General features: G+C 68.6%; 22 protein-coding genes and 2 pseudogenes. 13 read left to right on the top strand and 11 right to left on the bottom strand.

Annotated elements, in window-relative coordinates:
* Positions 1-41: 41 nt before the first annotated feature.
* The gene (locus tag WMF43_RS06570) at positions 42-1,565 is read right to left on the bottom strand and encodes a hypothetical protein (protein ID WP_437678300.1); all 1,524 of its coding nucleotides are present in this window, start codon (positions 1,563-1,565) and stop codon (positions 42-44) included.
* A gap of 298 nt (positions 1,566-1,863) precedes the next feature.
* A complete protein-coding gene (locus tag WMF43_RS06565) occupies positions 1,864-2,205 on the bottom strand; it encodes a DUF2325 domain-containing protein (protein ID WP_437678298.1) in 342 nt (113 codons plus the stop codon).
* A gap of 306 nt (positions 2,206-2,511) precedes the next feature.
* Here WMF43_RS06565 and WMF43_RS06560 point away from each other — a divergent pair, with 306 nt between their 5' ends.
* The 9 genes from WMF43_RS06560 (at position 2,512) to WMF43_RS06520 (ending at position 14,526) form a co-directional block, all read left to right on the top strand.
* Positions 2,512-3,423, top strand: coding sequence for a ferritin-like domain-containing protein (locus WMF43_RS06560; protein WP_437678296.1), 912 nt, complete (start codon positions 2,512-2,514; stop codon positions 3,421-3,423).
* Entirely contained in the window at positions 3,396-4,343 is a 948-nt protein-coding gene (locus WMF43_RS06555) for a hypothetical protein (protein WP_437678295.1), read from the top strand. The genes WMF43_RS06560 and WMF43_RS06555 overlap by 28 nt, the downstream gene beginning before the upstream one ends.
* 389 nt (positions 4,344-4,732) lie before the next feature.
* Positions 4,733-5,485: an HAD family hydrolase gene (locus tag WMF43_RS06550; protein ID WP_437678294.1), complete on the top strand. Its 753-nt coding sequence runs from the start codon at positions 4,733-4,735 to the stop codon at positions 5,483-5,485.
* 144 nt (positions 5,486-5,629) lie between these two features.
* A complete protein-coding gene (locus WMF43_RS06545; protein ID WP_437678292.1) occupies positions 5,630-7,105 on the top strand; it encodes a prenyltransferase/squalene oxidase repeat-containing protein in 1,476 nt (491 codons plus the stop codon).
* A 162-nt stretch (positions 7,106-7,267) separates the two neighbouring features.
* Positions 7,268-9,205, top strand: coding sequence for a leucine-rich repeat domain-containing protein (locus WMF43_RS06540; protein WP_437678290.1), 1,938 nt, complete (start codon positions 7,268-7,270; stop codon positions 9,203-9,205).
* Between the two features lie 163 nt (positions 9,206-9,368).
* Positions 9,369-10,052 carry a hypothetical protein gene (locus tag WMF43_RS06535; RefSeq protein WP_437678289.1) on the top strand — a complete coding sequence of 228 codons (684 nt, stop codon included), beginning with the start codon at positions 9,369-9,371 and terminating at the stop codon, positions 10,050-10,052.
* A 137-nt stretch (positions 10,053-10,189) separates the two neighbouring features.
* Entirely contained in the window at positions 10,190-11,911 is a 1,722-nt protein-coding gene (locus WMF43_RS06530) for a DNRLRE domain-containing protein (protein WP_437678287.1), read from the top strand.
* Between the two features lie 366 nt (positions 11,912-12,277).
* Positions 12,278-13,714 (top strand): DUF5924 family protein, encoded by a 1,437-nt coding sequence (locus WMF43_RS06525; RefSeq protein ID WP_437678285.1) that lies wholly within the window; start codon positions 12,278-12,280, stop codon positions 13,712-13,714.
* A complete protein-coding gene (locus WMF43_RS06520) occupies positions 13,711-14,526 on the top strand; it encodes a hypothetical protein (protein ID WP_437678284.1) in 816 nt (271 codons plus the stop codon). Before WMF43_RS06525 ends, WMF43_RS06520 begins: the two co-directional genes overlap by 4 nt.
* 167 nt (positions 14,527-14,693) lie before the next feature.
* On the opposite strand, the gene WMF43_RS06515 is transcribed toward WMF43_RS06520, so the two are convergent.
* Positions 14,694-14,915 (bottom strand): hypothetical protein, encoded by a 222-nt coding sequence (locus tag WMF43_RS06515; RefSeq protein WP_437678283.1) that lies wholly within the window; start codon positions 14,913-14,915, stop codon positions 14,694-14,696.
* On the opposite strand from WMF43_RS06515, the pseudogene WMF43_RS06510 reads away from it, so the two are divergent.
* Both WMF43_RS06510 and WMF43_RS06505 read left to right on the top strand, forming a co-directional pair.
* Positions 14,879-16,024: pseudogene (locus WMF43_RS06510) on the top strand (transposase); the annotation flags it as partial. The gene WMF43_RS06515 and the pseudogene WMF43_RS06510 sit on opposite strands and share 37 nt — an antisense overlap.
* Positions 15,994-16,737 carry a reverse transcriptase domain-containing protein gene (locus WMF43_RS06505; protein ID WP_437678281.1) on the top strand — a complete coding sequence of 248 codons (744 nt, stop codon included), beginning with the start codon at positions 15,994-15,996 and terminating at the stop codon, positions 16,735-16,737. The pseudogene WMF43_RS06510 and the gene WMF43_RS06505, both read left to right, overlap by 31 nt.
* A gap of 447 nt (positions 16,738-17,184) precedes the next feature.
* Here the strand turns inward: WMF43_RS06505 and WMF43_RS06500 are convergent, their stop codons facing one another.
* From WMF43_RS06500 to WMF43_RS06480, 5 genes are all read right to left on the bottom strand, one after another.
* The gene (locus WMF43_RS06500) at positions 17,185-19,062 is read right to left on the bottom strand and encodes a hypothetical protein (RefSeq protein ID WP_437678280.1); all 1,878 of its coding nucleotides are present in this window, start codon (positions 19,060-19,062) and stop codon (positions 17,185-17,187) included.
* An 85-nt stretch (positions 19,063-19,147) separates the two neighbouring features.
* Positions 19,148-19,510: a hypothetical protein gene (locus WMF43_RS06495; RefSeq protein ID WP_437678278.1), complete on the bottom strand. Its 363-nt coding sequence runs from the start codon at positions 19,508-19,510 to the stop codon at positions 19,148-19,150.
* 24 nt (positions 19,511-19,534) lie between these two features.
* Positions 19,535-20,053, bottom strand: a complete 519-nt coding sequence (locus tag WMF43_RS06490) for a hypothetical protein (protein ID WP_437678277.1) — start codon at positions 20,051-20,053, stop codon at positions 19,535-19,537.
* A 108-nt stretch (positions 20,054-20,161) separates the two neighbouring features.
* On the bottom strand, positions 20,162-21,580 hold the full coding sequence (locus tag WMF43_RS06485; protein WP_437678275.1) for a hypothetical protein: 1,419 nt from the start codon (positions 21,578-21,580) through the stop codon (positions 20,162-20,164).
* Positions 21,581-21,705: 125 nt separating this feature from the next.
* Complete coding sequence (locus tag WMF43_RS06480; RefSeq protein ID WP_437678273.1) at positions 21,706-21,846, bottom strand: hypothetical protein; 141 nt, start codon at positions 21,844-21,846, stop codon at positions 21,706-21,708.
* 66 nt (positions 21,847-21,912) lie between these two features.
* Here WMF43_RS06480 and WMF43_RS06475 point away from each other — a divergent pair.
* Both WMF43_RS06475 and WMF43_RS06470 read left to right on the top strand, forming a co-directional pair.
* A pseudogene (locus WMF43_RS06475) lies at positions 21,913-22,800 on the top strand (serine/threonine-protein kinase); the annotation flags it as partial.
* Positions 22,801-23,017: 217 nt separating this feature from the next.
* On the top strand, positions 23,018-23,197 hold the full coding sequence (locus tag WMF43_RS06470) for a hypothetical protein (protein ID WP_437684283.1): 180 nt from the start codon (positions 23,018-23,020) through the stop codon (positions 23,195-23,197).
* Positions 23,198-23,318: 121 nt separating this feature from the next.
* On the opposite strand, the gene WMF43_RS06465 is transcribed toward WMF43_RS06470, so the two are convergent.
* From WMF43_RS06465 to WMF43_RS06455, 3 genes are all read right to left on the bottom strand, one after another.
* On the bottom strand, positions 23,319-23,480 hold the full coding sequence (locus tag WMF43_RS06465; RefSeq protein ID WP_437684282.1) for a hypothetical protein: 162 nt from the start codon (positions 23,478-23,480) through the stop codon (positions 23,319-23,321).
* Between the two features lie 477 nt (positions 23,481-23,957).
* Entirely contained in the window at positions 23,958-24,341 is a 384-nt protein-coding gene (locus WMF43_RS06460) for a DUF1842 domain-containing protein (RefSeq protein ID WP_437678272.1), read from the bottom strand.
* A gap of 249 nt (positions 24,342-24,590) precedes the next feature.
* Positions 24,591-25,172: a hypothetical protein gene (locus WMF43_RS06455; protein ID WP_437678271.1), complete on the bottom strand. Its 582-nt coding sequence runs from the start codon at positions 25,170-25,172 to the stop codon at positions 24,591-24,593.
* Positions 25,173-26,262: the final 1,090 nt, after the last annotated feature.

The raw sequence follows: 26,262 nt of genomic DNA, 5'->3' as shown, positions 1-26,262 counted from the left end.
AGCGAGCTCGCCGCGTCGGCGGGCATCGAGGCGCTCCGTGCTCAGTACTTATAGATATCGGCGAAGATCGAGCGGCGCATGAGGTCGTTCGTCGTCGCCTCGTGCACCCACGCGGCGACCCCGGTCCCGTTCGGGCCGAAGCCCACCGTCGGCTTCCAGTGTTCGGCCGCGTTGTCGTCCTCCAGCGGGTGCGCCGCCGTCCATCCGAGCGCGGGCGACAGCTCGCTGGCGAAGATCGACTGGCGGGCGGCGGCGTCCTGCGCCCACACGGCGAGCCCGCGTCCGGCTCCATCCACGGCGACCTCGGGATCGGCCACGCTATTTTCGTCGGTCGAGAGCTTGTCGGGCGGCTGGAAGCTCGTCGCCGAGAAGCGCCGCGCCCAGACCGCGCAGTCGGCGCCGCACTGCCGGAAGGCCACGACCCCTTCACCTTCCGAGTTCATCGCGACAGAGTAGTTGCTCGCCCTCTCGCCGGCGGTATCCACGCCGGTCGCGCCGGCCCACACGCCCCCTGCGTAGCGGTTGGCGATCACGTGCGACACCGAGCTGGTCGAGTTGCGCTGGAGGAAGACAGCCATCGCGTTCCCGCTGCCGTCCATCACGACGCGCGGGCTCAAGTGGTCGAGCGTGTCGTCAGCCTCCAGCGCCTGCGGGCTGCCCGCGCTGCCGCTGTGCGTCGTCAGATCGTACGTATAGACGTTGCCCAGCACATCGAGGCGCTCTCCGTCCGACTGGTACCATGCTGCCACCGCGCGCAGCGTCGTGCCCACGGTCGAGACGCCGACGGCCGTGCCGTTGCAGCTGGTGGTGCTCCCCGACACCTTCACCGGTGTTCGCCAGCCCTGTCCGACCTCGTAAATGGCCAGGTAGCCCTCGCGCGCCGAGGTGGCGACGGTCTGCACGTCGATCCCCACGGCGGCGTGGCCGGCGGGGGTCATCACGACGGTCGTCGATTGTGACGAGGTCCCCGAGGTGCCCGCGGCGACCGTCTCGACCGCGCCCCACCCGGCGGACCACCCGAGCGACGCGGTGAAACGCCTGGCGAACACGGCGCCGCCCACGGAGTTCGAATACCACACGACCAGCCCGTCGCCATCGGCGTCGATGGCGACGCTGGCGTTCACGCCGCGCGAGCCCGAGTCGTTGATCTGCAGCAGCGAGTCCCAGCTGTCGCTCTCCTTGATATAACGACGCGCCCAGACGGTGCCCTGATCATAGAACACGAGCAGCGCGTCGCCGTTGGACGCGACCGCGACCTGCGGGAGGAAATTCGAGATCTGGTTGGCGAGATCGTCATGACCGACGCGCTCGGGCGCATCCCAGTGGGGCGGTGCGGCCTCGCCCCCGGTCCCGGCGCCGCCTGCCCCGTCCCCGCCTGTCGCGCCGCCGTCTCCGCCGCTGCCGCCGCTGCCGACAGAGCCGCCGCCGCTGCCCGCGTTGTTGTCCACACCTCCGGAGCTCGACGACGAATCGAAATTTCGCACCGTCTGCCCGCAGGCCGCGACGAGGACGAGCCCTAGAATCGAACCCAGCTTGCGCCCGGCGCCCGGTCTACCAGCGTACACGGATTGTTGGCACATCATCGCAAGGATGAGATCCGAACGCCTCGGAGATGTCAATCCCCAACCGCGCGAGCTGCCCCGGCTTGACGGAGCACATTCTCACGCGCCGCCCGCGCGTTCCTGGCTGGGAGAGAGGGAATCACAGCGACACAGAGGGAGCGGAGCCTCTCTCCTGCCTCTCCTCTGTGCCTCTGTGATTCCCTCTCGTCTGCTCGCCTCCCCTGCGGGTGATGGCCGCGCTCCTGGAAGGGGGCGCTGGCGTCGAGCGCTGTCGCTCCGGCAAAGGCAGCTCGCTCCGGCATCAAGCGGCCTTCTGCTCGGCCTGCTGCTCGAGCGCGGCCTTCAGGGCGGAGACGGAGGCGCTGCGCAGGTAGATGACCGGCGCGCCGTCCGCCGCGAGGCCCTGCATCTGGTCGCGGAGCGCGTGAGACACCATGGTGACCATGATGATGATGAGCGCGATCCTGCCCGCGCCGTGGCGCGAGCCCGGCGGGACCCGGTTCTCGTAGTGGCGCATCGTCCAGCCGTGCTTCTCGACCACATCGCGGTAGCGGCTGGACATGCCGCCGCTGCCCCCGATCACAAGCACCGTCTGCTCGGCGCGCTTCCTGTCGACCGCCTGGGAACGCTTCTCCGTCTTCATGGAATCCCCGTTGAGCAAGGGGCAAGCCACGCTGTTCGGACCGCGATTTCCCGCGCAAACCTCGCTGTTTTGGTTTATTCCCCGGCAAAATGTCGCCCCCGGTCGCCCTCGCGCGGAGGCCTTTGTCAACGTGACATGGCGAGCGCGAGCGGGCGCTCTCGGGGCGAGCGCCCGCGCGCTTCGACAGGGCGCGCAGGGCGCGCCCGCGGCGGCGGGGCGAGCGCGGACGCGCGGGAATACGGCGAGCGCACGCGCCCGCGCGCCGGACCTGTGGTAGGGAGCAGCGCCATCCTGTCAGGCCGCGCCATGTTGTCTCCGTCCGCACCCCCGAGCGAGCCGACGCCGCCGCCCCCTCCGCCGGGAACGGTCGAGCGCTGGGCCTGGGACTACGTCCTCTCCGTCGATCTCGCGCACAAGCTCGATCCCCCGCCGGTGCCGTCCGTCTGGGAATCGGACGCCGCGCCGGCCCCGCCGCGCCGGATCGCGCGCCCTGGGCGGCCTGCCGGGCTGCAGATCTCGGCGCGGGCGCAGAAGAGCCCGGGGCCCGAGGCGCTGCGCAACCCCGCGCGCCGCGCGCAGCTCTTCCATGCGTTCCTGCACCACGAGCTCCAGGCCGCGGAGCTCATGGCGTGGGCGCTGCTCGCCTTCCCGGAGACGCCGCGCGCGTTCCGCGGGGGCCTCGTCCACATCGCGCTCGACGAGGTGCGCCACATGCGGCTCTACGCCGACTACCTCGCCGCCATTGGCCACCACTTCGGCGACTTCCCGGTGCGCGACTGGTTCTGGTCGCGGGTGCCCGCCGCCGCGTCGCCCGCGCAGTTCGTCGCGGTGATGGGGATGGGCCTCGAGGGGGGCAACCTCGACCACACGGCGCGCTTCGCCGAGCGCTTCCGCGCGATCGGCGACGCCGAGGGCGCCGCGCTCACCGAGCGGGTCTGCGCCGAGGAGATCCCGCACGTGCGCTTCGGGGTCCGCTGGTTCCGCCGCTTCACGCAGGCCGGCGCGGGCGCCGGGCAGACGCCGCTGCCCGGCTCGAGCGAGCGCCCGCCGCCCGGGTCGAGCGACTTCGACGTGTGGGTCCGCCACATCCCTCCCCCCCTCTCGCCGCTGCTCATGCGCGGCGACCCGATGAACCGCCGCGACCGCAGCCGCTCCGGCCTCTCCGAGCCGTTCCTCGACGCCCTGGCCTCATGGACCGAGCGAGCGCCTGGATCCTGAACTTCGACGCCGACGAGGAGCTGGCCCGCCCCGCGGGGTACACCCCTCGCCGCGCCGTCGCGGACCGGGCGCCGGAGCTCGCCGGCCGGGTCTCGGCCCTGCTGCGCCCCGGCGACGTCGTGCTCAGCCCGGAGCTGCCGTCGCCGCTCGTGCCGCCGGCCCCGCCCGGGGCCGCGCTGCCCGGCCTTGCGTCGATCGGGCGCGCCTGGTGCCCCACGCCCCGCGCGCGCCGCCTGCTCGGCCGCGCCGGCGTCACCCCTGCGGACGCGCCGCCGCTCGACGTGCTCCGCCGCGTCAACCACCGGAGGTTCTGCGCGGACCTCGGCCAGACGTTGCCCGGCGCGCGGTACGTCACCACCCTCGCCGAGCTCGAGGCCGCCGTCGCGGAGCCCACGCCGTCCGGCCACTGGCTGCTCAAGCGCCCGTTCGGCTTCGCCGGCCGCGGCCGGCGCCGCGTCGCCCGCGGCGCCCTGCCGCCGGACGTGCGGCCCTGGGCCGTCGCGTCGTTCGCCCCCGAGTCCGTGGGCAACCCCGGCGGCCCCGGCGGCGGCCTGCAGGTCGAGCCCTGGGTCGAGCGCCGCGGCGACTTCTCGCTGCACGGCCACGTCGCCCCCGGCGGCGTGGTGCGGCTCGGCGCCCCCTGCGTCCAGCGCTGCGACGCGCACGGCGCGTACCTCGGGGCCGCCCGCGCCGGCGAGGGCGATCTCGCGGGCGAGGAGCGCCGGCGGCTCGTCGAGGCCGCGCTCGCCGCGGGGCACGCGCTCGCGGGCGCGGGCTACTTCGGGCCGTTCGGCATCGACGCGTTCCGCTGGGAGGACGAGCGCGGCGGGCTGCGGTGGAACCCCCGGTGCGAGATCAACGCGCGCTACACGATGGCGTGGGCGATCGGGATGGGCGACGCGCGGCCGGATCTCGAGTGACGGGAAGCCCTCTCGCAGCCGCGAGGGCAGGTACGTCGCCAATGTCCTCGACAGCCCGTTGCGATCATGGCCCCAAGCGTGACGCCTGCTTCCACGCCGGAGTTCCCTGCGACTGGCTGGTGGATCCGGCCTACAAGACGCTCACCGCGCTCGAGCGGGCCGACCGCGGCCATGTGAAGAGCGACCAATGAGCTGGACGCGCATGAAACGCTCACGGAACAGGGCGCGCCATATCACCCGAAATACATCCGGGTGAAGCGCGCACGTCCCCCGACCCCTCTACGGCGAAAGCCCAGAACGGAATCGCGGTCCGGTCGAGCGCGTGAGGAGCGCTCACTCCAGACAAATCCATTCGAGCTACGCCACACAGATCCTTACCACGTTTGCTCTTGACGACCGAACGCAATGGAGACAACAGTTCTCCTGCGAGCGCAGTGATAAAAGACAGCACCAAGCTGGCTATTCTGGATGTAGACGGCACGCTTTACCCAGGCGCGCTCGGCGTCGAGCTCTTGCGAGCCCTGATGAAGGGGGGCCTTTGCAGGAGCGACAAGGGCGAAGCCGTCCTCGACGTCCTCCGCCGCTACCGAGCCAGAGAGATCGACTTCGCGACGATGTCGGTGACCGCGTACGGGCTGTTCGGATCGGCCTTGAGGGATTGCCCGTGCTCGGAGGTCGAGCGGACGGCGCGGGACATCTGGGAGCGCGAGCGAAGCAGGCTTTTCCCGTTCGCATCGGAGCTCGTGAACATGCTGAAGGACCGCGGGTGCGAGCCGATGCTGATCTCCGGCAGCCCGCAGGAGATGGTCGGTTTGGTCGCCGAAGAGCTCGGGGTCGACGACTTCCGCGGCTCGCTCTTCTCCCGGCGGAGCGGTCTTTACACGGGCGAGGTCGAGCTCTCCTCCGGCGTGCTCGGAGAAAAAGAGCGCATCCTCTCGGCCATTACCGGCGGGAAAGACGTTTGCCTGCGCGGCTCCATGGCCATCGGCGACTCGCTGACGGATTCAGCGCTGCTTCGCCTCGTGGGCAAGCCGATCGCCTTCGAGCCAGATCCTGAGCTGTTGTCGCTCGCTCTGCACCATGGCTGGATGGTCGCGGACCGCGACAGTATTCTGGAGAGCGCGCAGGCGCTGCTCGGGTAGAGCGCCGCGCCTTCGCGCTCGAAGAGGCTAAAACCCATGTGTTCTTTGTCGTTGGACGGGCCTTCGGCTCCTTCGGTCGATCGTGATCTTGGGCGCCGCGTCGCAGGAGCGCGGACGGCCCTCGAGCGCCACATCCTCGCGCGCGTGAGCCCCGACGGCGCAGTGCGCGACGAGCCACGCAGCCGCGTCCTCGAGTCGGCGCTGATGCTCCGCCTCCTCCGGCTCGAGAGGGCTCACCCCGAAGCTCAGACGCGCATCGTCCAGTACCTGGAGACCGAGCGCCGAACGAAGAAGCTGGGTCCGTTCGACGCGGCCCTCACCCGGGCGGCGCTGGCCGCTCCGGCGGATCCTCCGGCGCTCGAGGATCTCGATCGCTGCTTTTCGGGCTCCGGGCACTTCGCCGCGCGCCGCAAGCGGATGTTGTTTCGCGCGGTCGTGGCGCTGATGAGCGGGACGTCGTTCGACGACGAGTTCGAAGAAGCAGACTTCATCCCCAGGGACGAGTACCAAAGCTGGGTGCGCGTCGAGGTGGTCGCGCTCAAGATCCTCTATGCGACCAACCTCGGCCGTCATGGGTTGATCAAGAAGGAGGACGTCACCGCGATCGCCGAAGCGCTGATGAAGGGCACCTCGCGGAGTCAGATGGTCCTGCGGCAGCTCCTGACCCTGTTCGCCCTCCGGACGATCCCAGATCAGGAGCGCGCGGTCCGCCTCGGCACCGAGCGGCTCGTGGCGCACCAGAGGGGCGATGGCGGCCTTCCGAGCATCCTGGGCATGGAGATCTTCTGCACCGCGACCGCGGGGTTGGCGCTGGCCAGCGCCGGCCCTGACAGGAATCGGTCCACCCTCGTGTGCTTGGCCGACTACCTCGCCGGCCAGCAACAGCCCGACGGCGGCTGGGCCTACGCTGAAGGCGTCGACCAGACGGACGTCGACGACACGTCGTACTGCCTGGAGGTCCTGAGCTCCACGGGACTACAGAAATACGCAGGGCCCAGCGCCCGGGCGGCGGCCTACCTGCTCGCCATCCAAGGAAAGGACGGTGGTTTCCCGTCCTTCGCTCGCGGCGCCGACTCGGAGATCGCCATGACCGCCGGGGCGATCATGGCGCTGGCGCCCACCGCCCTGGCCTCGGCGGATATCCTGCACAGGAGCGCACACTATATCCTGGAGCGCCAGAAACCCGACGGTACGTTCGATCGAAGCTGGAGCCTGAGCGAGGCCAGCGAGATCTACCGCACCATGGTCGCGATGCAGCGGCTCCGCGTCGAGCCGACGAGCGAGTTATCGAAGAGGATCGACGGCGCCGTGAGTCGCTCGCGGAAGTACCTCGAAGGCGCCCAGAACGACGACGGCGGATGGGGTCATGTCCGGGGCGCCACGAGCGACGTCATCAGCACTTCCTACGCCTTGATCGCCCTGAGCCATATCGGCGGCCGAGCGGCGCTGGAGCGTGGCCTCTTGCACCTCCTCTCGCGCCAGCAGGCGCACGGCGGGTTCGTCTCGGTCCCCGACCAGGTGGGGCCACGCCCCATCCCCTACGACGTCCCGCTCCTCGCCGACAACTTTGCCCTGCTCGCGCTCAACCACGGGCTGGCGGCTCAAGCAAGATCGACGTAGTCGACCGCTCGCGGGACCAGCCAGAGGTCGCGGACGCATCTGAGGGCGCAACGCGCTCCGCGTCTGCTGCAAAGCTGCAAAATTTCCGCCTTGCGACAACGCGCTTCCAGCACGGACCTGGCCCGTCTTGACGCGGAATTGGAGCGCGCCCAGCCTCGCCGCATGCGAACGCCGTGGTGGATGGGCGTGTTTGCCTCGATTGCGCTCGCGCCGGCTTGTGGGGCCCGGAGTGAAATCGACTTCGAAGGACCGCCGGCAGACGAGGGCGAGGTCGGACCGACGGCGGGAGCCGGCGGCGCCGGCGGCACGTTGCCCAGCTCGGACGGCCCAGGGACCTCCGGCTCGGGCGGCCAAGCCTCGACCAGCGCGTCGAGCGGTATGCCGGGCGACCCGGACGCGGGCGCGGGCGGCGCCGTGGAGGGGTGCCCTCCGAGGCGTGTGTTCGAAGGCAACTGGGATATCACCCGCCAGGAGGAGCTCGAGGCCCTGCGCGGCGTGACCGTGCTCGATCTCTCGCTCAAGATCAGCGGCGATGTTTCCGACCTGTCCCCGCTTGCGTGCCTGACGACCCTCAGGGGCGACCTCGAGATCCACGACACGCGGCGGTTATCCAGCTTGGACGGCCTCGGCTCCCTTTTCTCCATCGGCGAGCGGCTGGTCGTGAGCGGCAACGCCTCGCTGCGCAGCCTCAGCGGGCTCCAGAACCTGCGCGAGGTCGAACGCTCGGTCCTGATCCATGAAAACCCGCTCCTCGAGAGCCTCGCCGACCTTGCGGTAAACGCACCCGAGTGGCGCCTGGTCGACAACGATTCGCTCGAGTCCTTGTCAGGCCTCGAGACCGTCGAGCAGGGGGTGCTCTGGATCGAGGACAATCACCGGCTCTCGACGCTGGGCGCGCTGCGCAACCTGCGGCAGGGGCGGCTCGGCCTGGTCAACAACGACGCGCTGAGCAGCCTCGAGGGCCTCGGCGCCGTCGAGCGCGTCACGGAGCTCGTCATCTCCCAGAACGACGCGCTGAGCAGCCTCGAGGGCCTCGGCGCCGTCGAGCGCGTCACGGAGCTCGTCATCTCCCAGAACGAAGGGCTCGTCAGCCTGGAAGGCATCGAGCGGCTCACGACCGTCCAGCGCCTCTTTTTGTCGGAGAACCCGCAGCTGAGCTCGTTGCGCGGCCTCGACGGCCTCGTTCACGCTGGCTGGATCGACATCTCGTCGAGCGAGCGGCTCGTTGACCTGACCGGGCTCGCAGCGCTCGAAGACGTGGACACCCTTGTCGTCGGCGGCAATGCAGCGATGGTCAGCCTGGACGGCCTGTCCTCGCTCCGCGGCGTCGTGCAAGCCATCGTCGCATCGAATCCCGAGCTGGTGAGCGCCGACGTCTTCGCGCGCGTCCGCTCGGATCGGGACAGCGCGCCCTCGATTTACCTCGCGGACAACCCCAAGCTCGCCAGCATAGATCTCGGCGAGTTGACGCGCCTCGAGGCGCTGTCCATCAGCGAGTGTGGCTCCCTGGCGGACTTATCCGATTTCGCCGGCGTCACGGAGCTGTCGGACCTCAGCGTGGGCTCGAACCCCGGGCTCGTGAGCCTCGCGGGCCTCGAGCGGCTATCGGAGCTCGATCGGCTGGAGATCGTCTTCAATCCTCGGCTCACGAGCCTCGAGGCCCTGAGCGGTCTCCGCGACGTGCGAGGCGGGATCACCATCGCCGGCAACAGCGCGCTCACGAGCCTCGACGGGCTGGGCTCGTTCGGCGCGGGCCGCGGCGCGACCGAGGGGGTGACGCTCGAAGGCAACGAGGCGCTCGTCGATATCGACGCTCTGCGCGGCCTGGTCCGCGTCAACCAGCTCGCCATCCAGAACAACAACGCGTTGCTCGATCTGACCGGGCTCGAGGACCTGACGGAGGTCGACAGCCTCATCGTCGAGGGGAACCGTTCGCTCGCCACGCTTCGCGGCCTGGGAGTTCGAGCGGTGCATGGCTGGATGACGGTCATCGGCAACGAGAGCTTGCCGCGCTGCGAGATCGAGGCGTTCGTGGAGCGCCTCGACTGGCCGCCCGTCGTGTACGAGGAGCGCAACGGCACCGGCACCTGCTCGCCCTGAGCCGGAGGAGATCCTTCCAGAGCGCCGGACGCAGGGGCGCGCTCTCGCCTCTCCCGACACGGAGTTGTTGCACACCTGGAAGGCCGCTTGCTCTACGTTCCCGCCGCCGATGACCACGCGGCCATCCGGGTCCGACCGATGGCCACGTGAGAGGAGGGAGCGGATGAATCTGCCAGCGTGGCTGGAGGTGCGACGCGTCGTGCGGCACCACGCGACGGTACAGGGTCGCAGGGCGCCGGCGAGCGCGGGGCTCGTGGCGCTCGCGACGGCCGCCGCGCTCCTCGCGGCGTGTGGGGGCGAGGACGGCGGCGCCGAGGGCGCGGCGCCGGGGCCCTGCGGCGGCGTGGTCTGCGCCGCGGATCAATACTGCAACTACCCGCCGGGCGACTGCGGAGAGGGCGGCGTCGTCCCCGGGAATTACGGCGTCTGCCAGCAGCGGCCCACGTCGTGCGACACCGCCACGCCGCGGGAGGTCTGCGCCTGCGACGGGCGCGCCTACGCGAACGCCTGCGAGGCCGCGCGGGCCGGCGTGAGCGTCGCCGGCGGGGAGGCGTGCGCCGGCGCCGCGCCCCCGGGGACCTTCGCCTGCGGCAGCTACTTCTGCAAGGCGGACGCCGAGTATTGCCAGACCGTCGAGGATCCCAGGGCCGAGCCGTTCCGGCTGCCGCCGCGGGCCACCTGCGAGCAGCTCACCGTCGCCTGCGCGGCGGAGCCGACCTGCGACTGCCTGACCGCCGCCGTCGACCCGGCGGACGAGGACGCCGAGGTCGATTGCTCCAGCGCTCCGACCTGCGCGCGCGACGCGTCCGGCAACTTCGCCCTGCGGTGCCTCGGAGATCTCTACTGATCTGCCGCAGGGCGGCGCCGCATCGCGCCGCAACACGATCATCACCAAATTGTATCGATTTATGACATAGCACCTCCACTAGCCTGCTCGCGCCTCGCTCACCTCACCGCTTGAGTCGAGAAGGAGAAAGCGAATCCATGCAGATCCCGCGCACGCGAGCTGACGCACACGCACACAAGCACCGAACGACGAGCTGGTCTCTCCTGACGAAGGGCGTCCTCTGCGCCGCCGTCCCGGCGCTCGCGATCCTGAACGCCTGCGTGGCGGCAGACGCGGACCTCGCGCCCTCCGACGCCGAGCCGGTGGAGGAGGCGCAGCACGCCGCGACCGTCGTCGTCTCCTTCCAGCAGGGGGCGCTCCCGAGCTCGTCGTACGCCGGCTCGACCGACGCGACGATCCGGGAGGGCGCCGCGACCACGAACTACGGCGCGGCCACCACGTGCGAGGCCGACGGCGACGACGGCGCCGGCGTCGACAAGTCGTGCCTCCTGAAGTGGACGCTCTCCGGCGTCCCCGCGGGCAGCGCCGTGGTGTCGGCGTCCATCACCCTCCAGGTCACCGACGGGAGCTCGCACACCTACAGCCTCTACGAGGTGAAGCGCGCGTGGAGCGAGCCCCAGATCACCTGGAACAACGCGACCTCCACGACGGCGTGGGCCACCGCGGGCGCGAAGGGCGCGACCGATCGCGGCAGCCTGATCGGCAGCGTCACGGGCGCCGCCGGATCGAGGACGGTCACGCTGAACGCGGCCGGCGTGGCGCTCGTGCAGGGCTGGGTCGACGGGACGTCGAACAACGGCGTTCTCATCGCGAGCTCGTCGAACACGGACGGCATCGACTTCGCCTCCTCGGAGCACGGGACCGCCGCGAGCCGGCCGAAGCTCACGATCACGTACAACGACGGCAGCACCGGCACGGGCGCCTCGACCGACCCGGACCTCCTCATCGCGTTCATCGGCGATCAGGGCGCGAACGGCAACTCCGACGCGGTCCTCAACCTGATCAAGGACGAGGGCGCCGTCGCCACCATCCACAACGGCGACTTCGACTACGCGAGCAACCCGACCGCCTGGGACAACCGCATCAACAACATCCTCGGCGACGACTACCCCTATTTCGCGGTCATCGGCAACCACGACGCCGCGGCCTGGGGCGGCAGCGGCGGGTACGCCAGCAAGATCCAGGCTCGCCACGCGCGGGTGCCGGCGATGAACTGCACCGGCGAGCTCGGCGTCAAGGCGACGTGCAACTTCCGCGGGCTGCACATCGTCGAGTCCTGCATCGGCACGGGCGAGCTCCGCTCGACCTGCGCCGCCAACGCGACCGACCAGGTGGACTTCATCCGCGACTCGCTCGCCGCGGACAGCTCGATCTGGTCCGTCTGCGCCTGGCACAAGAACCAGCACGACATGCAGGTCGGCGGCAAGAGCAACGAGGTCGGCTGGAGCGCCTACCAGGAGTGCATGAGCGCCGGCGCCATCGTCTCGACCGGCCACGAGCACTCGTACTCCCGCACCCGCACCCTCACGGACGTCGGCAACGCGTCGACCGGCCACGGCAAGACGGGCCTCTTCGATCTGGTGGAGCTCGGGGCGAACCGCAACTTCGTGTTCGTGTCGGGCCTCGCCGGCGTCGATATCCGCGACTACGAGGCGGTAAGCCACGACGACGACACGTGGTGGGCGTCGTACTACGCCAGCAACAAGTGGGTGAAGAACAACACGTTGATGTCGGGCACCGCCGCGTACGGCGCCCTGTTCATCCGCTTCAACGTCGACGGAGATCCCAAGAAGGCGCGCGGCTACTTCAAGGACGTGAACGGCCGCCTCGCCGACGAGTTCACGATCCAGGTCCAGTGACGCGAACGCAGCGGGCCGCGCGCTCGCAAGCGCAGGCCCCGCGGCGGCGGGGCCTGCTCGCCCCGCGGCGGCGGGGCCTGCTCCCCTGTCCCCGCCCCGCCGGAGCGCCGGCGCGGCCGCGGACCGGCCTTCCGGCGCCGAGGGGCGCTCGTCGTGAGGGTCCTGCCCGCGCCAGGCGATCACCTCCGCCCCGGCGGGCCCGCCCCCTTCAAATCATACAAATTATTGAAATCGTTGAATTTTCCTCTCTGCCGCCCCACCTTCCCGGCCGGCTCCGACCGCCGCCGGCCGCCGCGCTCGGCCGGCGCGCGCGCCTCGCCGCGCCCTCGTAGGCGGCACGCCGGTCGGGTACGCTGCGCCATCCGCATGAAGCCTCCCGCGCCGCGTTCCCCTGACGCCTCCGGCCCCGAGGCCCACGCGAGCGCGCCCTCGCGGCCGTCGCCGCCGTCCTCGAGCGCGGCCACGACGCAGATCCACGAGAAGCGCGCGCGCGAGTCGCTCGGGGAGGCGCCGACGATCCTGTACATGCCGGCCGGCGCGCCCGAGCCCCGCGGCGGCGTCGCGCTGCCCGGGGACCGCGACCGCGGCGGCCCCGACGACGTCACCCTGCGCATGCCGCCCCGCGCCGCGGGCGCGGAGCCCGAGGACCGCACGCTCAAGATGCCCGAGCGGCAGGTGCGGTCGGCGGAGGACGACGCGCCGACGGTCAAGGCCGAGCCCAAGCCGTCCTTCACCGAGCTGAGCCCCGAGGAGGAGGCCGCGCCGCAGGGCTTCAAGGCGAAGCTCAGCGCCTTCCTCAAGCGGCACCACAAGAAGCTCTGGTGGCTGCACACCGCCTATGCGCTCAGCCTCGGCGCCTTCGTGGTGGCGTTCGCGCAGAAGGGGTTCCAGCGCGCCCGCTTCCTCGCCATCTCGGTGAGCGTCGCCTGGCTGCTCGTGCTCCTGTTCTTCCGGCTCTTCGGCACCGGCGCCCGCCAGGACTACGCGACCGCGTGGCGCGGCGCGCGGCTGCGCTTCATGGTGATGACCTATGTCCTGAAGAACCTGTATCAGGGCATGTTGTTCTTCCTCCTCCCGTTCTACTGGAAGAGCGCCAGCCTGGACGCGCCGAACCGGTGGTTCGTGCTGCTGCTCGGCGCCTGCGCCGTGCTCTCCACGCTCGATCTCGTCTTCGACCGCGTGCTCATGCGGTGGAAGACGCTCGCCTCGGTGTTCTACGGCGTGACGCTGTTCGCGTGCCTGAACCTCGTCATCCCGGCGATCTTGCCCGACACCCGGACGCTCTACACGCTGCTCTCCGCCGCGCTCGTCTCCGTGCTCGGCTTCTGCACGCTGCACCTGCCGTTCTCCGCCCTGTGGAGCCGGGTGGGCGCGGTGTTCCTCGTCCTCGCGGCGGCCGCCGGGGTCGGGCTCGCCTACGGGACGCGGGAGCTCATCCCGCCGGTGCCGATGCACCTCTCGTCCGCGGCCGTGGGCCCCTACGTGCTCCAGGACGGCCGGCTCGCGATGAGCGTCAAGTCGCTCCACGCCTCGGTGATCCAGGAGCTCCGCGCGGTGACCGACGTCGTGGTGCCGGGCGGCGAGGGCGACCGGCTGCTCCACGTCTGGCGGCACGAGGGCCGCGAGGTCTACCGCGAGCGGGAGGAGATGCTGCGCGTGCCGGGCCCGCAAGGCGCGGTGCGGCTGAAGTCGCAGCTCGTGGGCGGGCGCCTGCCGCGCCGCCTGACCGGGCAGTGGACGGTGGACGTCGAGACGGAGGACGGCCAGCTCGTCGGCCGCACCTCGTTCGAGGTGACGGAATGAGCGGGCTCCGCCCGGGCGCCCTAGCGGCCGCGGCGCCGCGCGCGCGCTGGATCGACGCCGGCAACATGGCGAGCGGCTTCCTGGTGTTCGGCAACGTCGTCACGGGCGTCATCGCGGTGGGCAACGTGGCGCGCGGCTTCATCGCGATCGGCAACGTGGCCATCGGCGTGGTGGCGATCGGCAACGTCGCGATCGGCGTGGTCGGCGGGTTCGGCGCGACGATCGCGCTCGGCGCCTTCGCCGGCGCGGGCGTGCTCGCCTTCCCGGTGCTGGGCGGGGGGGCCGTCGTGGCGAGCGCGCTCGATCTGCACCCGGCGCTGTCGGTGTTCCCGATCGTGTTCTGGCTGCTCGCCGCGAGGCTCTTCCGCGGGAAGCGCGCGCCGCGGCTGGGCCCGAGCCCCGAGCTCTCGCCGCTCGGCGCGCTGCTCCGCGGCGAGCGCTCCGAGGGCTGGGTCCGCGCACGGGTCGAGCGCGCGGCCGGGGGCGCGCTCCGGCTGCGGCAGGGCGGCGCGCGGGCCGAGCTGCCGGCGACGCCGGAGGCGCTCGGCGCGGCCGGGGCGCTGCTCCCGGAGGGCCGGGGAGCGCGGCTGTTCGTGTACGTGCGGGCCGAGGAGCACGTGGGCGGCGGCGGCAGCGGCTACCGCGAGGCGCAGGCGCGCGAGCGGGTGCTCGCGTGCGCGGACCTGGTGCAGCCGCCGGCGTGGGTCGCGCCGTGGAGCAGCGGCGGCGAGGTGCAGTGGTGGCTCGCGCGCGCGTGGGACGTGGGGGCGGTCGCGGCGATCGTCGCGCGGGCGGCGCAGCTCCTGGTCTAACTCCGCGCGTCGGAAATCCCGCCAGGATTCCGGTGCGGTGTCGAACCGTCGCGATCCGTTACTTTCGGCGGGATTTCGGGGGGGCGTGACGACGGATCGCACCCCCTCGGACGGCATGGACCCAACCCGGGCCCAAGCGCCGAGCCCTGGGCCCGGGGAGCTCCTTCCTAGACGGGGCTTATCACGAAGACGGCACCGAGCTCGTGTGGAACGAGCTCGGTCACCTGCGAACGGGCGAGGTCGGTCAGGTCCTGGAGCACGCCGTCGGGCGGATGCTCCGTTACCTCCGGCGGCACGGGCATCTCGAGCTCGAGCACGACGTCGAGGAGGACCACGAGCCCGAGGCAGCGCTCTGTGCCTCCGCCGTCTTGGGACGAGAGCCGCGCCACACGTCGTCGCCCCGCAATGGCTCCGCGGGCACTCGCCATCTTCTCCGAGCGCGCTCGCGTACGACAAGCCGCTGTGCGCTGCGCTCGATGGCTTCACCTTGCACGCAGCGACGCGCGCCGGTGCGCACCATGCCGCGGCGAGGGAGGCGCTGCTGCGTTACGTGCTGCGACCGCCGATCGCAAAGAAGCGCGTCGAGCCGCAGCAGGACGGCCTGGTGCGGCTGTCGCGGAGGCGCGCCTTCGCTGACGGGACTGTCGCGGTGGACATGGATCCGCTCTCGCTCCTGTGCCGCCTCGCGGCCAGCGTCCCGCCGCCGCGCTTTCACACCGTCAAGTACGCTGGCGTGCTCGCCTCGGCAAGTCGCCCACGTTGGCGCGCAATCGCATCGGACCGCGCCCTGCGAAGCCAGAAGAGCCTACGAAGGCGGACGATGACGCCGCTCCGAAACGCAAGCGTGGCGGCTATCGACAGTGGGCCGAGCTCTTGGGTAACGCCCGAGGAGTCCATGGAGGGAAAGCGCGCGGCCAACGGGAAACTCGCTCCACGAAACGCGCTCCGGGCTCAGGACCGGGCAGGCGCGCTCACGGCCATGGAGCGGGTCGGACAGCGAGCGAAGCAAGGAAAAGGGGAGCGGTTCACCAATCTGTTGAACCACCTCAAGGTGCCGCTGTTGAAGGGGGCGTATGAACGCCTAAACAAGAATGCGGCTCCGGGCGTCGATGGGGTTACGTGGAGCAAGTACGGCGAGAATCTGGACGCACGACTGCGCGACCTTCAGGACCGCGTTCATCGCGGCAACTATCATCCGCAACCGGTGCGGCGCGTGTACATCCCGAAAGGCGATGGTCGTACGCGGCCGCTCGGTATCCCTGCACTGGAGGATAAAATCGTCCAGCAAGCGGCACGGATGATCCTGGAGCCCATCTATGAGCAAGAGTTTCTCGGGTTCTCGTACGGCTTCCGGCCTGGCCGATCGCAGCACCGAGCCCTGGATGCTCTCGCGGTGGCAATCAGTAGAAAGGTGAGCTGGGTGCTCGATGCGGATATCCGTGCGTTCTACGACACCATCGAGCACGGATGGATGCAAAAGTTCTTCGAGCACAAGATCGCGGACCGACGCATGGTGCGGCTGCTGATGAAGTGGCTGCACGCGGGCGTCGTGGAGAAAGGCGAGCTGCCGCGCTCGATTTGTGGGTCCAGCAATGGCGCAAGCGGCACGCACGAGGTGAAGTCTACGTCGTGCGCTACGCCCATGACGTGGTGCTGGGCTTTCAGTTCGAACAGGACGCGCGCGCGATGCAGTCGGCCATGGCCGAACGCCTCGCGAAGTTCGGTCTGGAGCTACACCCGGAGAAGACCCGGGTGCTTCGGTTCGGGCGCTATGCCCGCAAGGACAGTGAGCGGGACGGGCACACGCGGCCCGAGACGTTCGACTTCCTTGGATTCACCCACATTGCGACCGAGTCGCGATTGAGGCGTTTTATGCTGATGCGCCGCACTGCCAGGAAGAAACGCGCAGCGAAGATGATCTCGCTGCGCGAGGAAATGCGACGTCGGATGCACGAGCCCCTGAAGAAGCAGCATGGGTGGCTCTGCTCGGTGATCCGTGGGCACGACAATTACTACGGCGTGCCCACCAACCATCGAGCGCCTGCCTCGTTTCATCGAGAGGTGCAGCGGTGCTGGTACCGTCAGCTTCAACGACGGGACCAGCGCTCTCGATGGCCCGTCAGCAAGTTCAAGCACCTCGACGCTCGATACCCTCTTCCGCCTCCGCGCGTCGTGCACCCCTGGCCCGATCGAAGATTCGCTGGCCCGTAGACCGGAGGTGGGAGCCCGGTGCGGGAAATCTGCACGCCGGGCTCTGTCCGGGGGGCGATCCGAAAGGGTCGTCCCTACCGGGACTGGGGGCCCCGGGAAGGCGACGACCCGGGGCTACCCGACCGCCGAGGAGCGCGCCGCGTTTGAAGCGATCCAGGCGGACATCCAGGCCGGACACCGCGGGCTGCCCCCGGCCGAGATCGCTGCGACCATCGAGCGGATGCGGCTTGACCAGGGCGAATGAGCTTCGAGGTCGAGTGGCATCCTGTCGCGCGACTTGATCTTCTGGCAATCCCATGGCGAGCTGCCGCTCGGATCGATGCGGAAGTCATGCGTTTTGCTGCGACAGGGCAAGGCCACATCCAGCGGATTTCACCGACAGATCCGCGTAATTACGGCTGTTGGAATCGGCGCCGGCATGCGTGACTGAACGGTCCTGTTTTCTGCCTAGCTCGGCAGATTTGACTCCCAGACGCATACAGAAAAATCTTTTGTCCAACCAATGAACGTACCGCTGCTAATTTGCGACAATGGAATCGAATTTCGGTCGGAGCCAAACACTCGGAAAGAGTCTGGCGAGGTGACCTCGAGGCCCTTACCCCACCTGAATGATGTATTCAGGATTGGCGCGCCCAAGTGCGCGAGGACAGCCCCCCCGGGAATCAAACTAACTGCGCTCATCAGTTCATCAACAGGCGCACTCGTATCGACGAAGCCACTCAGGTCGATCCGGCTCAGCATCGCGCTCACGCCATTTATTATTTGATTGCCATCTCGCTCCACGCAGTACAGTGAGACATGGTTCATTTTCGTGCCGTCGATGTCACCATCGATTGTGACGAGATATAATTTGCCATCGGCCTGCGTAATTAGCGCCAGTCCACAGCCACTTTCACCAAAGACAGAGGTTCCCCAGACTTTTGTAAAAACGGTGAGATTCCCACTCGCATCGACCATGTCAGGACCCGCGGACGAATAGAACTGAAGCGTATTGCCTTGAATTCCAGCCAAGATATATTTCCCGTCGGGACCATGTTCTTTGGTCAATGCGACACCATTGATGCCGTCTGGCCAGGGAATACTTCCAATGTCTTTAATGAGGCCATTGAAGACAATCTGAGACAAATCTTGAATTTGAATTTGCGAGTCTGTCGTGTCTCCCTCTGACGTTTGAATCCCCATCGCCATGTATTGTCCGCAGGCCTGCGAGGAACACGGGTGCTGGAGGTTATTAGGCTCCGTGTCCTGCGGATCCGCAGCAGCGATATCTTGGGCGAAGATAGGTTCATAGGCAACGATTCGTTTGCCAACGCCCCCCTCTGTGCCAACATTGCTATGGGTAAATATCAGCTTGCCTCCATAAGAAGATATTCCCTTGAAATGGGATGCCACATCTGCGATCACCGCTACCGGCCCAGTATCAATGCTATAGTAGCAACGCGAATATGCCGTGCTCAACCGTCTGAAGGCCGATTCCACGTCATTCATCTCGATGTTCCGGTCAGTAGGCATCAATACATTAAAATGCAATTGCTGTATCGCCGATGCAAAACTGCGTAGCAAAGCCCATTGACTAAGATTATGTGCGCCCGTACCCAATCCCGCTAGCCCTACCATGATCCCGTTAAATTTTTGCTGAGTTGTTCCGCCTGCGCCTTGCGCACAATGAGCCTGAATTTGGTCAGTCCACTGCCCAGCATCTTCGTTGGGCGTGAGACCTTTCACCTGCGCCAGGAAGGCGTCAAGCGATGCGTCGGCGCTGTTTTGAGCCAATCCGGACGCTGCGCACGATTGAAACGCCGACCAGTCGCCAGCGCCAGTTTGACTGCCGCCCGCGGCCGTTCCCGCAACATAGTTGATGTATCCCATGATCGCGGCGGTCGCGGAGTCCAGATTGAAAATAGACAGATCTGGTGGCGTATTGACAGGTACCGGTGGCATTGACGCCGTCCCGCTCGACAGGTTACTCGAAAAATCCCTCAACACGGACCACTGGTCACAATTATGTTCACCACCACCGAGATCCGTGAAGCCTTTGAGCACGCCATTCAATTTTTCCAGAGTTGTTTTACCTTGAACTTGGCTGCAATTACTTTGAATATGGTCAATCCATTGCCCAATATCTTCGTTAGGGTTGATTTGTACCGCCCATCGTATAAACAAATCCAACGCGTCATCGGGCATTGCCTGCTTGAGACAAAGCTTCGAAATGTGACCTAAGTAACGCCAATCGCCCGCCCCTGTGGTGTTGTCTACTGTGGTAGACATTGCATAGGCGGCTGCAAACAGGCTAGAGCAGATTCCGTTAATTGTCATAATTGACATGGGGGCGACTCCTTTGTTGTCTGACGACAAACTCGACGTCCCGGAGTGGATTGGATACTCCGACGGGGTTTGTATGTGCGTCGTATCAAGAGTGGGGCACGCTGACCAGCGCACCGTCGGGGTGATGCTTGGGCTCGCCGCTCGACGTGGGATCGGCGGGTATCGCCGCGTCGGCGTTCCCTTGTGGATTGGGCCGGCGCGGATTCGGTGCGGTCTCTGTCGACGCTGGGGTATGCCCTTTCGCGCCCCAGGAGAAGCCGCCGTGCTGCTGGAACATGTAGCGCACCGGGTGGTCGAGGTCGGCCGCGTTGAAACGGACGATAGTCGTCTCGACGTCGTTGGGGTGCTCGCCCTGTCCGGGCAGCAGGCTGATGCTGCCGTTCCACGCGAGCATGATCGTGTAGATCACGTCCACGTAGTCGACGCCGGCGACCGAGTGCCGCTGCACCCAGGCAATCGATATCGGCTCCTGCTAGGCGCCGCGCGACGCCCCCTGCGGCGGATTGACCATCTCCGCTGCATAGGTGGACGGGTCACCGCCGAGCCAGTTTCGCGGGTTGTTCGGCGCGCCGCGGTGAAACCATGTCGCGAGCGGCGGTTGGAAGTTCGCGCTGTCAATCCAGCCGCACGGCGGCATGAACTGGTCATCGGCCCGCTGGATGACGAAGGTCGCCGAGGGGCAGAGCGCACCGTAGTGGGGAGAGCGCGTGCCGCTCCACTGGAGCGCCGCGACCGTCGCCGGGTCCAGAGCGATCCCGCGCGCGGCCAGCTGCTGCAAGCCGAGCTGCGTGCACAGCAACTGGTCGGCGGGCGAGCCCTCGGACCGCCCCAGCGCGGGAATTACGATCGACCCATCGACGGTCGAGACGAGGTTCGCGCACCGGAGCTGATCGGCTGGATGACACGGATACCACATCTCCTCGGAGTGGAACCGGTAGAGCGGCTTGAACCGTTGCACCAGCGCCGCGGGGGCGAAGCTTGTTTTTTGCACGAGAACCGCCTTGTCGCTATGGAGTGGGCGATAAGCCGTGGAGCGGCGTCCTCGCTCCGCAGTCCCCCTCGGCAGGACGGCGGGCGAGCGACGGCGCGCGACACGAAGCTATCTGGGCGCCAACGTGCTCGACGCGAGCTCGAACGCCGGAGTCGCCGTCACCGCCACCAGCGACACCCCATCCGCTCCCGTGATCTGCGAGAGCTGGAGAGCTTGCAGCACGAGCTGGCAGGTGGGCAGATTGGCGAACTGAAACGAGATGGGTGACAGGGTGTACACGTGGATCGGAAAGCCGCTGAGAACGCTCGCCGCCAGGGAGGCGGCCGGACCGATGATCGCGTCGGTGATGACGCTCAGCAATGAATTCAGGAAGTCAGGTAGCCCGTTGATGTCGAGCTGAAGATCGACGTTGTCGACGCTATTGATGGTAATCGAGATGTTCTGGTTGGCTCCGTCCTGTGCGGCGTTGATCGACGCTGTCGCCGTCGCCGAGCCGGAGATCGTCGCGCCGAAGCTGATGTTCGGCAGCCCGTTCGGCGTGTGCCAAGTGATGCTCGCGCTGCCGTTGATCGCCATCGTCGCGGTGATGGCGCTGCCCGCTCCCGGCTGCGGTTGAAAGCTGGGGGTGAATCCGAGCTGATAGTTCCAGTCAAGGTTGGGGTCGTCGATGCCTCCCTGTCCGGTGGGGCTCGGCAGGACCGCGCTCGCCACCGCGTTCAGCGCGGCGGCGTCCACGCCGGCGAACATCGTCCCTGCGGGCCACGCCGTTCCGGAGGCCGGCGCGACCACCGGGTTGAGGCCCGTATAGCCGACGAGGTAGTTCTCGCTCCCCGCGGTCTCGTCCGCGACCACGGGCGCGGCGAAGGTCACGCCCTCGAGCGCAAGCGCCGGGATCGTGATGTTGCCGAGGATCGACGTGTTGAGGTACGTGAGCAGCAGCGGCGCGATGAGCGTGTTCAGCAGAGACGAGAGGATCGGCTCGCCCTGAACCGACATCATCAGGCCCGAGAGCGCGAGCCCGAGGCTGTACCCGCTCTGGCCAGCCACGGGTTGAATGTTGACTGCCGCGCCGCACACCGTCGACGCCGGTACGATCACCGGCGCCGCACCCCCGTTGATCGTGCAGACCACCGTGGCGCAGGTCGCGGTGATCGAACCGTTCGTCATGAAGCGGATCGCGTGGTCCAGCTCCGAGTCTCCCATGCGTCCCTTGACGAAGCTGCGCGCGTGTTCGACGAAGCTGTCCGTCGGCGCGAGAGCGACCGTCGGCGCGGCTTGAAAGTCCACCACCACGGTGGTGATGCCCTCTTGGTTGACGGTGAACGTCTGGGTGAAGAGACTTCGACACGTGGCGTAGAACGCGGCCACCGTGGCGTTCAACGCGGCTTCATCGGCGCCGACCACGGCGTCGAACACGCCGGCATCGGCGCTCCCCTTCGACGAAGTCCGGGGCAGCGTCGTCGCCGAAGAGCCCTTGATGCCGGTGATCATGGCCTTGGTGACCTTCTTGTCAGCGAGAGTGTTCATGGTGCGGTTGCCTTTCGGGCTGCTGCGACGTTTGTGCCGTAGCCGTGAACAGGTATAAGCCCCATCTCGCTCGACCGGTATTTCGCCCCTATTTCAACCGCAGTCGCCGCGCCGCCGCCGCGCCACTACATCCGTCGCACGTCGACCCGCTCCACCCCGAGCCGGATCCTCCCGGTCCCCATCCGCCGATCCACGATGCTCGCCGCCCAGACCGCGTCCATCCACCCCAGCATGCGATCGAGCGTGCCCAACTTGGTTGTTCTCACGTTACCCTGACCGACGCTGCGCCCCCCAGGAGCGCCGCCCGCAGACCGGGACCGGAGGAACGCAGGATGATCGATCTCGGTACAGAGGCGTGGAGCGAGACCGTGACCGCGGCCCCCGAGGCGTCCGTCGACGCGGCTCCGCTCGGCGTGCCGCGTCTGCCAGCGCGCTACCGCGACGAGGGTCGCATCGCCGCGGGTGGCTTCGGCGAGATCCGACGCGTCCACGACCTCGAGCTCGATCGCGTCGTGGCGATGAAGCTGCTCCGCGCCGACGTCGCCCACGCCGAGCAGATCCAGGTGCGCTTCCTCGCCGAGACCAAGCTCACGGGGGGCCTCGAGCACCCCGGCATCGTCGCGGTCCACGACGGCGGCCGGCTCGAGGACGGTCGCCTCTGGTTCACGATGCGCGAGGTCCGCGGCCGCACGCTCGGCGACGTCATCGACGAAGTCCACGCCGCTGCGGGGCCAGAGGGCTTCCGGGAGGCGGCCTCGGGCTGGACCTTCCGCCGCCTCGTCGACGCCTTCGCGCGCGTCTGCCAGGCGGTGGCCTACGCGCACCGCCGCGGCATCGTCCACCGTGATCTCAAGCCCGACAACCTCATGGTCGGCGAGCTGGGCGAGGCGCTGGTGATGGACTGGGGCCTCGGCCGGCGCGTGGGTGCGCGCGACGTGCGGGACGAGGGGACGGCGGAGCCCTTGGCGGACGAAGCGAACTCGCAGCTCACCCGGCATGGCGACGTGCTGGGAACGCCGGCGTACATGCCGCCGGAGCAGGCTCGCGGACAGCGCGAGCTGCACGGCTTGCCGAGCGACGTCTATGCGCTCGGAGCGGTGCTGTATTGCCTGCTCACCGGGCGATCCCCGTACGAGGGCGGAAGCGCTCTGGTCGTGCTCCGGCAGGTGCTCGCCGGGCCCCCTTTGCCGATCGCCCTGGCGGCGAGGGCCAAGCTGGTCCCCGCGGAGCTCGCGGCGATCTGCGACAAGGCGATGCAGCGGGAGATGAGCGCGCGTTATCCGGACGCCGAGGCGCTCGCGCGCGAGGTGGCCGCCTGGCTCGACGGCGCTCGTCGAACGGGTCAGGCGCTGGAGATCATGGCGCGGGCCGTTGTCGAAATTCGCGGCGAAAACGCGCCCTCACCGCGTGGCGTGCGGCGTGCGGTGTCGGCGCCGTGTGGCCAGCGCGGCTTGCACCACGGGCGTCGTCTACGAGCGCCGTCGCCCCGAGAAGACGACGCTCTACGACATCGTGCGCGACAACGTGGAGACACTGTACGGGGCCATCGACGACGGCGCCATCGCCGTCCGGATACCCAAGCACGCGAAGAAGGAGCTCGAAGCCTACCTCAGGTGAGTGAGGTGCGTTTCCCGGCCGCCCGGCCCGGGCGAGACGTCCTCACGACGAGGACAGGTATAAGCCCTCTCTCTCCCGTCGGGTATTTCCGCCCTATTTCACCCGCCAGCGCGCCTCGCCGCTACATCCGTCGCACATCGACCCGCTCCACCCCGAGCCGGATCCTCCCGGTCCCCACCCGCCGATCCACGATGCTCGCCGCCCCCTGGATCCCCAGCGCCACGAACTGCTTGCGCGCCCGGCACTCCTCCACGTTGAGGCGCAGCTCATCGATCGCCAGCATCCGGCACAGCTCGTCCCGCTCGAGCCAGCCGCGATCCGCAGGTAGCTCCGCTGCCGCTGCCAACCGCGCGCCAGCGTCACCAGCAGGTAGTGGTGGCTGCGCACCGGCAGCAGGCGGCCGACCACTCGAGGAGAAGTCGCCTGCGCAACGTGGGTCGGGTCGGCTCGTTGCTGGCAGGCGGCGGCCAAGGCGATGGCGCTGACGACGGCGGAACTGCTGGGGGACGCGGGGGTTGCGAGAGGGGGTGTCAGAGAGTTCGAGGCAGGGAGGGGGTAGCGAGGTCGCGTCAGCCCGCGGCCACCGGGTGATCGCCGCAGGCGCGTGCCTCGGGTCGTCGCTACATGAACACCACGACGTGGACGAGGTTACAGTGGTTGGGATGGAGGCGCCGTGACCTCGGTCATCGGCACGGCTACGGTCAAAGGACCTCGTGACTGCGAGCCCCGTCGCGGGGCTTCCGGGGGCGCGAGGGCGGGGCTACGCCGAGCGCACCGGGACGTCATCGACGTCGTGGCCGCCGTAGGTGAAGCCGCCGCGCCCTTGCCAGTGGGCGTCGACGGCGAAGTGGGCGTTGAACTGCTCCGTGACCTCGCCGATCGCCGGCGGAGGGAACGGTTGCAGATAGGTGCCCGAGAGGACCACGAGCTGCGTGATCGGGCCGAGGCCGGCCCCGCGCACCTGACCGGTCACGGTGACGCTGATGTTCCCGCCGGGGAGCGGGAGCGCCTGCGTGATCGCGACGTGGCCGCTCACCTTGCCGGTGCTGGTGACGACGAGGAGATCGAAGTGCAGGCGGGGCGCTCCGGCGATGTCGCTCCCCGCAATGCCAGTGACACGGTAGATACCTTTATTCTCGTTCATGATCATTCTCCTTGGTTGACTTCTGGACTGAGTGCCGGGCGTGCGGCGGAGCCAAGACTGTTGCTGGCGAATAGGAGCCCCGGAGCTTTCGCTCGGTTCCCTACAGATAGGTAACAGGCTCGATCCCGCGCGGCTGCTCGGCGGCTCCCCCGATGTTTGGCATCGGCGCCGCCAATGGATATAGGCCCCACCATCGCGCGATGGGTATTTCGCCCCTATTTCACCCGCCGCCGCCCACGCGGCCTCCCCCTACATCCGTCGCACGTCCACCCGCTCCACCCCGAGCCGGATCCGCCCCGTCCCCACGCGCCGATCCACGATGCTCGCCGCGTCCTGAATCCCCAGCCCGGCAAACTGCTTGCGCGCCCGACACACATCCACATTGATGCGCAGCTCATCGGTCGCCAGCATTCGACAAAGCTCCTTGCGCTCGAGCCAGCCGCGCTCCACAGGCGGCGCCCCCGCCTCGGCCAGCCGCGCGCGCGCCAGCGTCATCAATAAATAATGGTGGCTGCGCGCTGGCAATTCGATCTCCCGGTCCGGGCACACCACGGTGATATCGACGCGCTCCTCGTCCCGGGTCACCGCGAAGCGCAGCGCGATCGCCGAAAGCGTGAGGGCGTCCGAGCTGCCCTCCGCCGTCGAGCTGGTTCGCTGCGGTAGATCGAGGATCCACGCCTCGCCGTCGACGACGAGGGGCTCGCGATCGGAGGCGAGCCTTGCTGTGCCCTGGGCTTCGACAGCCCAGCTCCCGTCTCTCTCCTCGACGAGGCTCGCCCGGGGGTTTTCGTCGTCCGGGAGCACGATGAGCCCCGCCGATGCCGCGCGCACCACGCCGGTCCGCGCGTGCCGGGCGCTCGCCGTCGGGGCGCGCCGTCGGCGAGCACGAACGCGGGCGCCGGTGGGCGGGGCGCGCCGAGCGTGAGCCCCGGGCCAGACCAACGCCCGGACGGACACGTGTGCCACGGCACGCCGACGCGCCCCCGCAGCGCGCTCGGCGCCGCCCGGACCACGCTCTTTCGACCCAGGACCGAGCCATCACGACGCTCGCGGTCCCACCCTTTCGGTTTGCTGCGCTACACTTCTTCGCGCTGCGATCCGGCTTCTTTTACCTACGCGCGGGTGCGTTCTACCCGAGGCCACCGGCGGTTGAGCAGCTGTCCCCGCCTCCGGTGACCCGCGCGCTGTTCATCGGCGCTTCGAGCCGGGGTCGGGCGAGAGACACGCCTCCAACGTGTCGCAGATCCTCGGTCGTGTGACCCGCGAAGCCGAAGCGACATGCCGGTACGGACCCGGCCGCGACGTGAGCAGACTCCGGAGTGAGGGCCAGGCTGCGCGCGTGCGCGCGCTTGACGAGCTCGCGTACGACAAGCCGCTGTGCGCTGCGCTCGATGGCTTCACCTTGCACGCAGCGACGCGCGCCGGTGCGCACCATGCCGCGGCGAGGGAGGCGCTGCTGCGTTACGTGCTGCGACCGCCGATCGCAAAGGAGCGCGTCGAGCCGCAGCAGGACGGCCTGGTGCGGCTGTCGCGGAGGCGCGCCCCACGTTGGCGCGCAAGCGCATCGGACCGCGCCCTGCGAAGCCAGAAGAGCCTACGAAGGCGGACGATGACGCCGCTCCGAAACGCAAGCGTGGCGGCTATCGACCGTGGGCCGAGTTCTTGCGCCGCACATGTGCGATCGACGTCCTCGAGTGCCCAGCTTGCAAGGGGCGGATGAAGCTCGTCGCCATGGTGACCGAGCCAAGGAACATCGCCCGCTTCCTCTCCGCGCTCGGCGAGCCGACCGACGTCCCAGCACGCTCTCCCAGCGTCCACGCGGCGGCCGCCGTACTGGAAGAGCACCGTTGTGCGCCGCAAGGCGCCCGGGGACGCCGCATAGCGTCTCGCGACGCGCCTCCCGGGCCAGACCAAAGCCCGG

The sequence above is a fragment of the Sorangium sp. So ce131 genome, assembly GCF_051519095.1.
In the GTDB taxonomy this organism is placed as follows: domain Bacteria; phylum Myxococcota_A; class Polyangia; order Polyangiales; family Polyangiaceae; genus Sorangium.
This window is presented reverse-complemented; position numbering and strand designations above follow the sequence as displayed.